Origin of the sequence: Natrinema versiforme (assembly GCF_005576615.1) — an archaeon.
Classification (GTDB): Archaea; Halobacteriota; Halobacteria; order Halobacteriales; family Natrialbaceae; genus Natrinema; species Natrinema versiforme_A.
The window spans coordinates 1,245,427-1,258,874 of sequence record NZ_CP040330.1; the positions used below are offsets into that span (position 1 = coordinate 1,245,427).

11 protein-coding genes are annotated in these 13,448 nt (G+C 66.1%); 1 reads left to right on the top strand and 10 read right to left on the bottom strand.

Going from position 1 to position 13,448, the window contains the following annotated elements:
- Window positions 1-25 precede the first annotated feature (25 nt).
- Window positions 26-1,852 (top strand): hypothetical protein, encoded by a 1,827-nt coding sequence (locus tag FEJ81_RS06125; RefSeq protein WP_138244448.1) that lies wholly within the window; start codon window positions 26-28, stop codon window positions 1,850-1,852.
- An 81-nt stretch (window positions 1,853-1,933) separates the two neighbouring features.
- On the opposite strand, the gene FEJ81_RS06130 is transcribed toward FEJ81_RS06125, so the two are convergent.
- The 10 genes from FEJ81_RS06130 to FEJ81_RS06175 all read right to left on the bottom strand — a co-directional run bounded on the left by FEJ81_RS06130 (window position 1,934) and on the right by FEJ81_RS06175 (window position 13,427).
- Entirely contained in the window at window positions 1,934-2,953 is a 1,020-nt protein-coding gene (locus tag FEJ81_RS06130) for a GNAT family N-acetyltransferase (RefSeq protein WP_138244449.1), read from the bottom strand.
- Complete coding sequence (locus tag FEJ81_RS06135) at window positions 2,950-3,831, bottom strand: polysaccharide deacetylase family protein (protein WP_138244450.1); 882 nt, start codon at window positions 3,829-3,831, stop codon at window positions 2,950-2,952. Before FEJ81_RS06135 ends, FEJ81_RS06130 begins: the two co-directional genes overlap by 4 nt.
- Complete coding sequence (locus tag FEJ81_RS06140; RefSeq protein ID WP_138244451.1) at window positions 3,828-4,871, bottom strand: DUF354 domain-containing protein; 1,044 nt, start codon at window positions 4,869-4,871, stop codon at window positions 3,828-3,830. Before FEJ81_RS06140 ends, FEJ81_RS06135 begins: the two co-directional genes overlap by 4 nt.
- A complete protein-coding gene (locus FEJ81_RS06145) occupies window positions 4,864-6,006 on the bottom strand; it encodes a glycosyltransferase family 2 protein (protein WP_138244452.1) in 1,143 nt (380 codons plus the stop codon). Before FEJ81_RS06145 ends, FEJ81_RS06140 begins: the two co-directional genes overlap by 8 nt.
- Window positions 6,006-7,325, bottom strand: a complete 1,320-nt coding sequence (locus FEJ81_RS06150; RefSeq protein ID WP_138244453.1) for a nucleotide sugar dehydrogenase — start codon at window positions 7,323-7,325, stop codon at window positions 6,006-6,008. Before FEJ81_RS06150 ends, FEJ81_RS06145 begins: the two co-directional genes overlap by 1 nt.
- Entirely contained in the window at window positions 7,318-8,730 is a 1,413-nt protein-coding gene (locus FEJ81_RS06155) for a nucleotide sugar dehydrogenase (RefSeq protein ID WP_138244454.1), read from the bottom strand. Before FEJ81_RS06155 ends, FEJ81_RS06150 begins: the two co-directional genes overlap by 8 nt.
- Window positions 8,723-9,712 (bottom strand): Gfo/Idh/MocA family protein, encoded by a 990-nt coding sequence (locus FEJ81_RS06160; RefSeq protein WP_138244455.1) that lies wholly within the window; start codon window positions 9,710-9,712, stop codon window positions 8,723-8,725. The genes FEJ81_RS06155 and FEJ81_RS06160 overlap by 8 nt, the downstream gene beginning before the upstream one ends.
- Entirely contained in the window at window positions 9,702-10,775 is a 1,074-nt protein-coding gene (locus FEJ81_RS06165; RefSeq protein ID WP_138244456.1) for a DegT/DnrJ/EryC1/StrS family aminotransferase, read from the bottom strand. The genes FEJ81_RS06160 and FEJ81_RS06165 overlap by 11 nt, the downstream gene beginning before the upstream one ends.
- Window positions 10,772-11,326: an acyltransferase gene (locus FEJ81_RS06170; protein WP_324618338.1), complete on the bottom strand. Its 555-nt coding sequence runs from the start codon at window positions 11,324-11,326 to the stop codon at window positions 10,772-10,774. The genes FEJ81_RS06165 and FEJ81_RS06170 overlap by 4 nt, the downstream gene beginning before the upstream one ends.
- A 583-nt stretch (window positions 11,327-11,909) precedes the next feature.
- On the bottom strand, window positions 11,910-13,427 hold the full coding sequence (locus FEJ81_RS06175; protein WP_175416364.1) for a hypothetical protein: 1,518 nt from the start codon (window positions 13,425-13,427) through the stop codon (window positions 11,910-11,912).
- Window positions 13,428-13,448: the final 21 nt, after the last annotated feature.

Here is a 13,448-nt window from a genome sequence, read left to right on the forward strand (position 1 = left end):
CGGTATATTCTCATTACCCGGTCGAATGGCACGCGACAGATCGGTAGCGGATGACGACAGTACCGACGCCGATGGCCCACGGCGATCGACGACCGACGACGAGATCGACCGTCGTTCGTATCTGAAACTGACCGGAACGGCCGCTGCACTTGCGGCGGGCGCGGGCGCAGCGACCGGGACAGTGAGCGCCGCGAGCGAGGTCGACTGGATCGAACTCGACTACGACCAGTACAGCAGTCCCGACGACATCTACCACTACACGTCCGGGAACGGCTCCTACGGGTTCACTCCCTCGGACAGGGACGACGGGCAGGTCCTGTCCATCCACACGGAGCGAAATCGGAATACCAACCAGAACGTCAGTTACGACATCCTACAGGACGGCTACGACGCGCCGAAAGCGGTCTACCAGTCCATCGACATCAAATGCGGTGAATCGATGACGTTCAACGCCACCGGCGACAACGTCCGCTTTCTCAACGCCGGGATCAATATCCAGTGGGGCGATGCTCACTCCGGCGTCGACGGCCCGCCGTCGGGCGACGACGGCTGGTCCGTTCGGCTCTACGTCTACGACCACGACGGCAACTCGAGCGGGCCGTTCGGGCTGAACGTCTACAGCTACCACATGGATCGCCGGGCCTCGTCCGGCGAATCCGATGTCGTCCGGTCGGATATCTTCCGACCCGGAGAGTGGCAGCGCGTCGAGACCTACATCGAGATGAACACGATCTCGAACGGCCAGGCGAACGCCGACGGGCTCGTCCGCGTCTGGGTCGACGGCGAGGAAGTGTACCATCGCGACGACTTCCGCTGGACGACCGAACCGCAGCAGGCCCACCAGCTACTCGGTCCCGTCATGCGCTATGGCGGCTCCGAGGTCGCCCCGCGAGATACGGATATCTACTACGATAACCACCGGATCGCGGTCGGCGGCCTGCCGGAGGACCGCGACGGCGGCAGCGGCGGCTTCGACTACGACGCCCACGACAACGTCGTGCCTCCGAGCCAGAGCGACCAGTACGAAGAGCGCTTTTCCTTCCGAAACGGCGATTCCGCCTCGGCGTACACGCTCTACGTCGACGGCGAGATCGTCCAGTCCGACTGGGGACGAGCGAGCTACAACGAGACCGTCACCGTCAGCGAGGAAGGCGAGTACGCGGTCGTCGAAGCCACCGCGGGCCCCGGCACGTACGACGGGTTCTACTTCAACGGCGACATCGTCGCGATGGCGTTCGATCCGTATCCCGAACGCGCGTGGCGCGGCCCGGCCGACGGCGCCGGCGACGACGTCGTCACCTTCGACGACTATCCGGAGTCCCCGCCGGAACCCGAGGAGAGCCTCGACAACACGATCCTCATCGACGGCATCGGCACCGTCGGCGGGACCGACTACGAGTTCACCGTCAGCGGCACGGCCGAAGCGTCGAACTACAGGGGAGCGACGGTCAACGACGCCGACACCGTCGACGGCGGCACCGTCACGGGATCCGTCGGCGGCTGGCGAGACGCGTTCGTCTTCAGCGGCGAACTCGAGGACCTCAGCGTCGACGGGCCGGCGCGGGTCTCGGTCAACGACGAGCGGGTCGATCCCGCCGAGTACGGCGACGGATCGTCGTCGACCCTGACCATCGTGGGTAACGGCACCGAGTCCGTCTACGAGATTACCGTCGACGGCACCATCGAACCCGACGCCGACACGAGCGCGGACGTGACGAGCGACTCGGCCGACAGCGTGACCGGAACGATCGAGCGCGGGGTCCACCGGCTGCAGATCACGGGTGAACTGGTCGATCTCACCTACGTTGAGGGCGGAACCCACACCTACCTCGACACGGAACGAATCCGATAACGGCCGCGGTGCGCCGCACCCGACTGCGGCGTGATTCGACCGACCGATTCACAGAACGGGCCCTACCGGCCTCCGATTCGATTACCGGAGCCGCCTGTAGAGACTCGAGACGGCGTTCATGACGGGCGTTCCCCGTTCGACCTCGTAGTACGTGGCGAGGTCGGGATTGAACTTCGATTTGTACGTACAGATTCGTTTGGTGTTCGCGCCGCAGAGATCGTAGCGTTCGATGCCTCTGTCCCGCGCGTCGCGGATGATCCGCCAGTGCAGGAGGTCGTTTATCGGGAAGTCGACGTCCGGTTTTCCGCCGCCCGCCGAGTAGTAGATCGTCGACGGCCCCTCGAAGACGAGAATCCCGCTCGCGAGGTCGCCATCGACCGCCCCGACGTACGGTCTGAGCCGCCCCGCCGGCAGCGTTTCGTAGGCCTCGAGGAGGAACTCGAGGGGGACCGTGTACGTTCGGTCTTGGGCCTCGTATCTCGCGGTGACCTGCTCGTGGATGAACTCGATCGCCTCCGTACCGCGTTCCTCGATCCGGAAGCGTTCGGCGTCGTCCTCGTCGGGGTCGAGGTACCGTCGCAGCGATTTGGAGAACGACTGTTTGAGGTCCTCGGGGTCCCGGTCGATGGCGAGGACGTACGTGTGCCGGGGCGACGCATCGAACTCGTTCCACGTGAACGGCCGGGGGTCGTCGACGCCGACCGAAGTGCAGACGCGACTGTACCGCGGCCCGATCCGCTCGTCGATCGACTCGAGACAGCCCTCGACGAAGCGCCGCAGCCGGCGTTCGGCTTTCCGGCGTTTCAGGTGGCCGTCGTTGAGCGGTGCCGGTCCCATGCTCGGGATCCCCATCCGCGGCGGCGGGGAAAAGGCCGCGGAGATCCCGCCCTTGCTGAGTTCGAAGACCGGAAACACGCCGACCGGTTCCTGTCCCTTGTAGCCGATGAACGGGTACAGGTCGGCCGACGCGTGGCGTTCGATGAGTTCGAGCATATCGAACGTGTGGAACAGCGTCCCGCCGCGAGAGGTGCGGACGTGATCGTCCCACTGCTCGCGATCGATGCGGTCGTCGGCGTCGAATTGAGTGATATCGATGCTCATGCGTTGGCAGTCACCGTCTCGAGTCGGTCGTAGTACTCGCCGCAGGGGCCGACCCACGCCCCCATCGCCAGCGCTTCCTCGATCAGCCGCCGGTAGAGCCGCCGGTAACCGGGAAACTCGGCCTCGTTCATGTACCGGGGGTGCCAGAGGACGGTCGCGACGGCGTCGTTTTCCGCCGCTTCCGTCAGGAGTCGGCGGCACTCGGACCACGCGCGGTCGATCGAGGGGGTGTTCTCTACCAACGCCGTCTCCATGATCGTCAGCGGGAAGACGACGAACTCGTCGTCAAACGGCCGAACGACGTCGTAGCGGCCGTCGAACCCGTAGTCGTCGCTCGAGCCGAGACTCGCGTCGTAGCGCAGTCCGATCTCGCGGTGGTACCGCCACGTCCGCGGCCGATCCACGTTGAGGTAGTGTTGGCGACCGCCGACGATCTCGTGGCCCAGAATCGACTCGAGCGTCGCCTTCTCGGCGGCGAGTCGGTCGCGGTCGTCGTAGGAGTCGTAGGAGCCGTGGAGACCGATCTCCCAGCCGCCGCGATCCAGCGTCCGGATCGCGTCGACGATCTCGTCGTCGGTGATGTCGTATCTGCCGGCGTAGAGTTGCCACGCCTCGGGTCGCACCCACTCCCGCGGCGGCTTCTCCCGGAGGGGTTTCTCGTTCAGGAAGTAAAACGACGACCGAACGCCCAACTCCGCCTCGAGGGTGCGTATCGCGTCGAACTGCCAGTACGGCCGCTCCGCCGTCACCAGCGAGCGCAGCTGTGACGGATCGCGCTCCGTCACCGCGTAGTACGGCGCTTGGTAGGTCTTGTAGGGCCGGTCGACGTCGTGGGTCAGACACAGCGCGAACGCGGCGTCATCCGGGACCGAGGTCACGCGTCGATCACCTGCTCGACGGCGTGGACGATGAACGCCGTGGTGTCGATCTTCTCCTCGAGGAGCGCTCGCCGTCGCCGTTGCCAGATCGCCGGATCCGCCGCGACGATCGTGGTGGCAAGTCGCGACAGATCCGCCGGCGTCTCCGTTTCGGATCGGGAGAACACGAGCCCGTACCGGTCTTCCAGTTCGGTCAGCACGCCGGCGGAGAACGGCGAGACGAACATCGCGGGCGTGCCGAGGAGCGCGCTCTCGATGGTCATCGTCCCGCTCTCGCCGATCAGCAGGTCGGCGTGGGACAGCAGGTCGTGTATCCGGTGTGGCGGCACGGAGACCTCCCTGTCCGCGAGCGACGGTGGAAGGGCCGCCTCGGCGCTTATCACCACCCGACAGCCGGCCGCCTCGAGTCGCTCGACGAGCGGTTCGACCTCTTGCAGCCCGTCTTTCCCCACGTCGTGTGCGGCCGTCCACGAGACCAGTCGTAACACGACCAGCGTCTCGTCCGCGTCGGCACCGATCCGGTCCAGTACCGTCGGGTCCGGACTGAACCGGTCCGGATGGAGATACGCCAGTTCGTGGTAGCCCGAGTACCGGACGTGGTTCGAACCGAGATCGTCCCGGAACGAGTCGGGCGTACAGATGACGTCGGAGAACGGGAACGCGAGGAGGTTCTGTACCGTCGCGTGCTCGGTGTCGGTAAACAGCACGCTCCGCCCGCCGCTGACACGCGACGCGTGCGTGATCGACGGCTCCGCGATGGCCATCAACGCCGCGGGCTCCAACTCGCGAGTGCGTCGGATCACCTCGTACTCGTATTTCGCCTGCACCTTGGCGAGTTCGTACAAGTTGCCGGGTTCGGCCGCGAGCGTCCGATACTCGATGTCGTAGGCCTCGAGCAGATCGCGGACGAGATCCTTCTCCCGCGCGAACACGTGCACGTCGTATCCCCGGTCCTCGAGTTCGCCGATCGCGTTCCGAAAGAAGTGGACGTGCGCGGGGTGTTGGATCGTGCTCACGACGCGCTCGGCGGTCTCACTCATAGATTCGGTCCTCCAATGCTTCGTTCTCGCGCATGTCGAGCAGCATCGCAAAGGCCACCGAGACGCCGCCGAAGAGCGCGAGCGCCGCGCTCGTCAGGGCGTCGCGGGTTCGGCTCGCGCTCCCGCTCCTGTCCCCGCTCGAGTCCGGGTCCTCCTCTCGCGTCCGCGCGGCCGTGAAGAGCGACCAGAGGCCGCTCAGGACCCCGACGAACGCCGAGGCGACGCCGAAGAGGTAGAACAACACGAGCGGGTGGAAATCGACGACCAGATACCGCGATTTCAGCCGCCACAGGAAGTTCCGGAGGAGCATGCCGGACACCTTGGGGATGTACGTCCGGTACGTGATTCCGGACTCCTCCTCGCCGTAGACCGACGGGATCGCCACGTCGGCGACGCGCATCCGATTGGCGTTCAGCGTCACCAGCAGGTCGTTGCAGTAGCCGTAGTACTCGTACAACTCCTCGACGGCGATGGTCTCGAGCGCGTGGCGCGAGATGGCGGTGTACCCGTTCTGGGGATCGCTCACCTTCCAGTAGCCGCTGGCGATCTTGGTGAGCAACGAGAGGACCGAGTTGCCGACGAACCGGAACGGCGGCATTTCGGCCCGGTACTCCGCGGAGAGGAGCCGGTTCCCCTTCGCGTAATCGGCTCCCTCGACGACCGGGTCGAGGAGTTTCGGCATCTGAGAGAGGTCCATCTGTCCGTCGCCGTCGACGGTCACGGTGATCTCGCTCCCGCCGTCCAATGCGGCCAGATACCCCGTCAGAATCGCCCCGCCGGCCCCCCGATTCTCCCGGTGTCGTATCGGGACGACGCGACCGATCGGATCGCGGACCGATGCGCGCCGCTCGAGGGTGTCACTGGTGATGTCGACGGGGGCGGTTTCCGCGGAGCCACCCACGGCACCGCCGTCGGCGGTCGCCAGCCCGTCGCCGTAGGTCCCGTCGCTTCGGTTCCAGTCGGTTGCATCCGCCCGCGCGCTCGCGGTGATTTCGTCCCACGTGCGATCCGTCGACCGGTCGTCGACGACGTAGATCCGGTCGACGAACGCGGGCATCTCGCGGATCACATCGCCGACGAACCCCTCCTCGTTGTACGCCGGAACGACGACGCCGATCGTGTGTTCTCGGTACATTATAACCGTTTGTAGCTGGAGACGAGTCCGTCCAATCGCTCTTCGAACGTTCCGTCGACGTCGACCGCGATCGGCTCCTCGCTCATGGCCGACACGATCGCCTCGAAGTCGAGGTCGTCGAAGGCGCTGTGTGGCGTTCCGATCACGATGCCGTCGGCCCCGTCGGGCGAAACCGTCGATCGAACCTCGATCCCGAACTCGTCGCGGACGGCGTCGTCGTCGGCGATCGGATCGACCCCGACGACCGACACGCCGAACTCCTCGAGGGATTCGATCACCCCATCGATCGCGGACGTTCTGATGTCGCCGACATCGGGCTTATACGCCAACCCGAGCACCAGAACGGTGCTGTCTCGAAGGACGTTTCCGCCGTCGTTGAGCGCCTTCATCGTCATGTTGGCGACGTGCTCCGGAACGTAGCTGTTGACCTCCCGCCCCTTCCGGATGAGTTCCGGCGAGAAGCCGTTCCGTTCCGTTTCGTAGATCAGGTAGAACGGGTCGACCGGAATGCAGTGGCCGCCGACAAGTCCCGGCTCGTACTCGTGGAAGTTCCACTTCGTGCCCGCCGCCTCGAGGACGGCGCTCGTGTCCAGGCCCAAGTGACTGCACGCGATCGCCAGCTCGTTGACGAGGGCGATGTTCAGGTCCCGTTGGACGTTCTCGATGCACTTGGCCGTCTCGGCGGCCTCGATCGTCGGCGTTTCGTGGACGTCAGCGTCGACGACGGTTTCGAACAGTGACGCGAGTTCGGCCCGCGTCCCCTCGGTCAGTCCGCTGACGAGCTTGGTGACGGTTCGGATCGTGTGCTCTCGATCGCCCGGCACGACCCGCTCCGGGGCGTATCCCACGCCGAACTCCTCGCCGGCGGTCATCCCCGAGTGCTGCTCGATCGCCGGCGCGAACACCGACCGTGTCCCGCCCGGATAGACGGTCGACTCGAGGGCCGCGATCGACCCGGGCTGAATGTGCCGGCCGATGATCCGCCCGGCGTCGGCGACGAACGAGAGGTCCGGCTTCTCGGAGCCGTCGACGGGCGTGGGAACGGTGACGATGACGTATTCGACGTCGGCGATCACGCTCGCGTCGCTCGTGAACTCGATCGAACTGGTCGCGATCTCGCGGTCGCCGATATCGTCCGTCGGGTCCGTCCCCGACTCGAGGGTTTCGACTTTTGCCGGGTCGATGTCGAACCCCCATACCTCGTGGCCCGCGGCGTCGAACTCGTAGGCCAAGGGGAGCCCGACGTAGCCGAGTCCGACGATGCAGATCCGCGCCTCGTCCGCGCCGAGGTCGGGCGTCGCGTACTGGGAATCACTCATCGGTCTCACCCCCGATGACGATCACTCGGTGGTCGGTCTCCGCGACCGTTTCGTCTTCCAGTGCCGCCCGGCCGTCGACGACGACGAGTCGGCCGCCCTCGCGCTCGAGGTCGTCCCACCGGATCGCGTCGAACTCCTCGTGGGGCGTGACCAGCACTGCGCCGTCGACGGGTCGGTCATACAGGTCCTCGAGCGAGACGGGGGTCACCCCCCGCTCCTCGAACGGTTCGAACGAGTCGAGGACCGGATCGACGCCGTAGACCTCGGCCCCGAACGCCGCGAGTCGGTCGGCGATCCCGAGCGCCGGCGACGCCCGAGTCTCCTCGACGCCGGGGCGGTAGGTGAGTCCGAGGAGTGCGATCGCGGTATCGGCCAACTCGGTTCGCTCCGTGGCGAACGCCTCGCGGAGCGTATCGACCGTGTACGACGGCATCGAGTCGTTGACCGCTCGAGCGGTCCGCAACAGCGGCGCGTCCGTCTCGAAGGGCTCGATGACGAAGTAGGGGTAGAACGGAATGCAGTGGCCGCCGACGCCGGGTCCGGGGTCGTGGATATTGCAGTAGGGCTGCGTGTTGGCGACCTCGATCGCATCCCTGACGTCGATACCGAAGTCGTCGGTGAACGTCGCCAGTTCGTTCGCGAGCGCGATGTTGACGTCCCTGTAGAGCCCTTCGAAGACCTTCACGGCCTCCGCCGTCGCGGTGTCGGCGACCGCGATCACGCCCTCGTCGTTGATCGTCTCGTAGACCGCCGTCGCCGCGCGGGTGCTCTCGGCGTCGACGCCGCCGACGACCTTGGGGTACGCGCCGCGGATGTCCGCGAGCGCCCGACCGCTCGCGGTCCGCTCCGGACAGAACGCCAGTCCGAACTCGCCGCGGTCGAGCCCCGACGCGTCCTCGAGTGCGGGCAGCACCCGGTCGCTCGTCGTCCGCGGCGGGACGGTGCACTCGACGAGGACGAGGTCCCCAGCATCCAGCCCGGCACCGATCGCCTCGGTGACGGCGTCGAGGACCGAGAGGTCGGGTTCGTTCTCGTCGGTGATCGGCGTCGGGACGATGACGACGTGGACCGACGCCCGCTCGGCGGCCTCGCGCGGACTCGTCGTCGCGGACAGTGCGTCGTCGGCGACCGTCTCGCCGACGAGCGACGGGAGTCCCGGCTCCCGCTTTAGGTGGCAGTTACCGTCGTTGATCGACGCGACGACATCCGGGTCGATGTCGGCTCCGCGGACGTTCCCCGTCGTCTCCGCGAACACCGCCGCCACGGGAAGCCCCATCTTGCCGAGCCCGTAGACGGCGACCGGAATCGCCCCGCTCGCGAACGCGTCCCGCTGTCGGGCTGATGGTCGATCGACCCCGTACAGGCGGTCGCCGTCGCGGTCGCGTCGGTGGCGCTGCTCAGTCATGTGCGACCTCCACGCCCGCGGCGGTTCGATCGCTCTCTCCCTGCGCCTCGATCCGCTTTGCGATCGCGAGAGCGGCGAGCCCGTCGTCGACCGTCACCCGCGGCGGCTCGCCCGAGGCGGCCGTCTCGAGGAACGCCGCGAGTTCGTTGCGAAGCGGTTCCTCGTTCGGGACGCGGGGTCGTTCGACGAGGCTCTCGTGTCTGAACCGGACGTCGCCGTTCTCTTCGACGTACTCGGGGACCGAGCGGCGGTGGATCTCGATCGACTGGTCGATGTAATCGACTTCGACGAGACACTCCTCGGCGGTCACCTCGAGCGTCCGCACCTTCCGCTGGGTCAATCGACTGGCCGTCAGCGAGGCCATCGCGCCGGAGTCGAACTCGAGGAGCGCCGCGGCGTGTCGGTTGTCACTGACGCCACTGCTCTGTATCGCAGTAGGCTCTGCATCAAGCAGGGAGCGCACGATATCGATATCGTGAATCATCAGGTCGAGGACCGCACTGTCGTCGATGGCGCGGTCCGGCGGCGGGCCGAGCCGCTCGGCCGAAATACCGACGACCGACAGGTCGGCGATCATCGACTCGAGCGTCTCCACGGCGGGATTGAACCGTTCGATGTGCCCGATCTGGACCGGAACGGCCGCCGCGTTCGCCGCCGATCGGAGTTTCCGCCCCGTCTCGAGGTCCTCGGCGACGGGTTTCTCGACGAGGGTCGCGACGCTGGCCTCGAGACAGTCCGTCGCCACGTCGTAGTGGTGTGCGGTGGGGACGACGACCGAGACGGCATCGACGGACGCGAGGAGGTCATCGAGTCCCATCGGGGACGCGCCGTACTCGGTCGCGACGGCCGTCGCGCGGTCCGCGTCGATGTCGAAGACGCCGACGAGGTTCGCGTCGGGGAGCCCGTGGTACACTCGCGCGTGGTTTCGCCCCATCGAGCCGACGCCGACGACGCCGACATCGAGTTGCCGTTCAGGCGGCATAGTCGGCGATCACCCCCGTAATGCGGTCGATATCGTCGGCGGAGACGTTCGGGTGGACCGGGATCGACAGCACCTCGGCGGCCGCTCGCTCCGCCGCCGGCGCGTCGTGGGTCACGCCGTCGTAGGCCGGTTGCTCGTGGATACAGGCGGGGTAATAGACGCCGGCCCCCACGTCGTGTGCCGCGAGGTGGTCCCGCATCGCCCGCCGATCGTCCGTCCGAACGGTATACTGATGATACGCGTGTCGCGTGTGTGCCGGTTCGGTCGGCAGCGACAGCGACGTTCCGGCGAGCCCGTCGGTCAGCCGAGCGGCGTTCTCCCGCCGCCGCTCGAGGAACGTCGGTAACCGCTCGAGTTGCGCGCGGCCGATCGCGGCCGCGAGCGACGTCATCCGGAAGTTGTGACCGACCGACGCGTGAGTCCCCTCGTCCGTGCGACCGTGATCGACGAACCGCTCGACCCCGGCCGCGACGTCGCGGCGGTCGGTCAGGACGATCCCGCCCTCGCCGGTCGTCATGTTCTTCGTCGGATAGAACGAGAAGCAGGCGGCGTCCCCGAACGACCCGATCCGCTCGCCGCGGTACGTCGCACCGTGGGCCTGTGCGCAATCCTCGATCAGCGGCACCTCGAGTTCGGCGGCGAGGTCGACGAAGGCGTCTAGCTCGGCCGGACAGCCGTACAGGTGAACGACGAGGATCGCGTCGATGTCGTCCGTCCGCGCGACCTCGCGGGCCGCGGCCGGATCGAGGTTGTACGTGGCCGGCTCGATATCGGCGAAGACCGGCTCCGCGCCGGCGTGTCTGATGGCGTTCGCCGTCGCGACGAACGAAAACGGCGTGGTGAGCACGCGGTCGCCCGCGCCGATGCCGAGTCCCTCGAGCGCGGCGTGGAGCGCCGCCGTTCCGTTCGCCGTCGCGACGCCGAATTCGGTGTCGCAGTAGTCGGCGAACTCCCGTTCGAACGCCCGAACCTCGTCCCCGTCGGCGAGCATCCCGCTCTCGAGAACGGCCGAGACGCGGTCGGTCTCTCGCTCGCCCAGTTCGGGGTTCGCGATCGGAATCACCGGTCGTTCCCCCCGCAAAGCGACTCCGGCAGCGGCTCGTGGCTCGCCGGCGCGCCGACCGCCAGCGTCCGCTCCGGAACGTCGTCCGTCACGACGGCGCCGGCGGCGACGAACGATTCCCGGCCGACGGTTACGCCCGGAAGGATCGTCGCGTTCGCGCCGACCGAGACGTGATCCTCGAGAACCGGCCCCTCGAGATCCGTCTCCCGCCGGAGCGGATACGGATCGTTCGTCAGGACGGCGTGTGGCCCGAGAAAGACGTGATCGCCGATCGTACTCTCCGCGGGAACGTACGCACCCGTCTGGAGGCTCACGCTCGAGCCGATCGTCGTGGTGCCGTCGACGACCGCGTTCGTTCCGACGAGGACATCGTCACCGATCTCCGTTCCCTCACGAACGAGCGCGAAGTGGCCGGTATCGAACCGGTCACCGATGACGACATCGTTGTAAATAATCGTTCCCGGTCTGATCGTCGGATCGGCCCCGATAACCGGTTTCCGGCTCTCTTCGTCGTATTCGTATCCGATCGTCTCCGTCCCTCTTGTAGTCATGTCTGGTACCCCCGTGCTCATGCTCTCGGTCCCGACATGGCCACTGTATTTCAAAAGCAAGAGAGATCGTTTCAGCGGTAAACAGCCGTAGAACCGCGGATTCGAGACAGCGGTCACATCCCGCCGTCTATCACGCCGTTTCTCGACGATGACAATGGCTACTAGTGAATAGTGGGACTGCTCGGAGCCAAGATCGTGTTTCCGGGACGAAACGCGGACCGGTGAGTCGACATCCCCGCGCGCGAAAACCGCGGTGACGGCCTCGTTTCGAGTAGCGCGGTCGTCGGTCTCGAAAAAGTTTCTTGGCGTACATCTAGTCGAAATTACCTCCTCTCAGAAAGGGGAGAATCGGTGCAGTATCGCGGTTCGAAATCGATTCGCGTCGCTCTCGAGCGCGTCTCGTTTCGACCGGATTGAGAGGACAGTATCCGAACCCGTCCCCGATCACGACACCGGTCGGCGAGCGATCGGGTATCGAAGCGCCGGGAAAACCGCGTTCTGAAATCGCGAACGAAGAAACAAAAGGAACGACGCTACCGGTCACGCCGGTCGGAAATCGACCGTGTGGCGGACGTAGCGAATATTACGCTTCGACCCAAGTGTTCGTCGCGGAGACGGACGTGAGCTGGACGTTCTCGTTCTCCTGCAGACTGATCTGCGAGCTGCCGGCACTGCCACCGTCTTCGGCGACTGCGACGGAGGTGTGCTGCTCGTTCAGGTTCTCCTGGGTGATGATCTGACTCTGTTCGATCGCTGCGCTTGCGGTCTGTTCCGCGTCGTTCGTCTGCGTGGCGTTGCCGGCATAGTCGTACGACGTGCCGGGGGTAGCCGTGCCCGCGTTCCCGTCGACCGTGACGGTGGTACTCGAAGTCCGCGTGACGTCGTCGGAGACGTAGCCCGGACTCGCGTAGACGTTGATCGCGTCGGCGTACGCGACCTGGGCGTTGTAGTTCTGCTGGTAGGCCAGCTGGATCGCGGTGGACTCGCTGTCGTTCTGTGCGATGGCCATGGCGGTGTTCTGCAGGTTGATGTTCTGCTGTTCGACCTCTTGGCCCTGTGCCACGCCGGCGGTCGCGGTCTGCTCGCCGTCGATGTCGTCTTGCTTCTTGTCCTTCTTGTCGGGCTCGTGAACCTCGGTCTCGGACGAGAGGACATCGCCGCTGACGTTACCCGCGGTCGCGACGTCCATCCCGGCGGCCGACGCCATCAGGTTCGAGGCGGAGGCGCTACCGATCTGCTCGTTGAGGTTGCTCTGGTCGGTGAACTGGATCGCCGTGGCGGTGCTGCCCTCGCCAATTGCGATGGCGACCGCACCGTCCTGTTCGTTGACGTTCGTCTGCGTGACATCCTGTGACTGCTCGAGCAGCGCGTCGGCGCTCTGGCCCGCGCTCGAGCCGGCACCGTGATCGCCCGTCTTGTCCTTCTTGTGACCGAACTTGCCGTCACCGAGGTAGACGTTGGATGCGTTTGCCATCCCCTCCTGGAGGTTCTCGTTTCGCTGGTAGGACTGCTGGAGGGCGGTCGCATCGCTCTCGTTCACTGCGAGCGCAAACGCGGTGCTCTGGTTGTTGTAGTTGACCTGTCCGACCGACTGGGCCTGGCTCACGCCAGCGACGGCTTCCTGCGTGACCGTCTTGTCGCCCTTCTTGTCTTTGACAGCCCAACCGTCGAACTGCTGGTCGCCGCCGTCGCCGACGATGATGTTGACATCGCCGACGTTCTCGAACTGCGTTTCCGCGCTGCGCACGTCGCGGCTCTCGGCGGTCACCTCACCGCTCTGGACGTTGTCGTTCTCCTGGTTCGATTCCTGAATGGCGGTCGCGTCACCGCCGTCGATCGCGATCGACACCGCAGTTCCCTGCTCGTTGATGTTGACCTGATCGACGTCTTGGTGCTGGATGATCTCGGCGGAGGTACCGCTCGAGTCGTCGGCGTGTTCGTCGACGTACTCCTCGAGCGACTGCCCGTCGAGGTCGGCACCGAAGACGAGATACAGTTCCTCCCCGTCCTCGAGCGCGTGTATCGTTCCTGCGTCCAGTTCCCCTTCCCCGCCTGCGGTGGCTGCCGGCACGCCGGCTGCGATCATCGACAGGGCAACCATACAGGCCATAAGGAGTGTCGT

Bases quoted from the DNA above. Each gene is read 5' to 3' on its own strand.
- FEJ81_RS06140 (WP_138244451.1), bottom strand. From the start codon at position 4,871: ATGAGTGAGACCGCCGAGCGCGTCGTGAGCACGATCCAACACCCCGCG.
- FEJ81_RS06170 (WP_324618338.1), bottom strand. From the start codon at position 11,326: ATGACTACAAGAGGGACGGAGACGATCGGATACGAATACGACGAAGAG.
- FEJ81_RS06125 (WP_138244448.1), top strand. From the start codon at position 26: ATGGCACGCGACAGATCGGTAGCGGATGACGACAGTACCGACGCCGAT.
- FEJ81_RS06175 (WP_175416364.1), bottom strand. From the start codon at position 13,427: ATGGTTGCCCTGTCGATGATCGCAGCCGGCGTGCCGGCAGCCACCGCA.
- FEJ81_RS06130 (WP_138244449.1), bottom strand. From the start codon at position 2,953: ATGAGCATCGATATCACTCAATTCGACGCCGACGACCGCATCGATCGC.
- FEJ81_RS06150 (WP_138244453.1), bottom strand. From the start codon at position 7,325: ATGAGTGATTCCCAGTACGCGACGCCCGACCTCGGCGCGGACGAGGCG.
- FEJ81_RS06155 (WP_138244454.1), bottom strand. From the start codon at position 8,730: ATGACTGAGCAGCGCCACCGACGCGACCGCGACGGCGACCGCCTGTAC.
- FEJ81_RS06160 (WP_138244455.1), bottom strand. From the start codon at position 9,712: ATGCCGCCTGAACGGCAACTCGATGTCGGCGTCGTCGGCGTCGGCTCG.
- FEJ81_RS06145 (WP_138244452.1), bottom strand. From the start codon at position 6,006: ATGTACCGAGAACACACGATCGGCGTCGTCGTTCCGGCGTACAACGAG.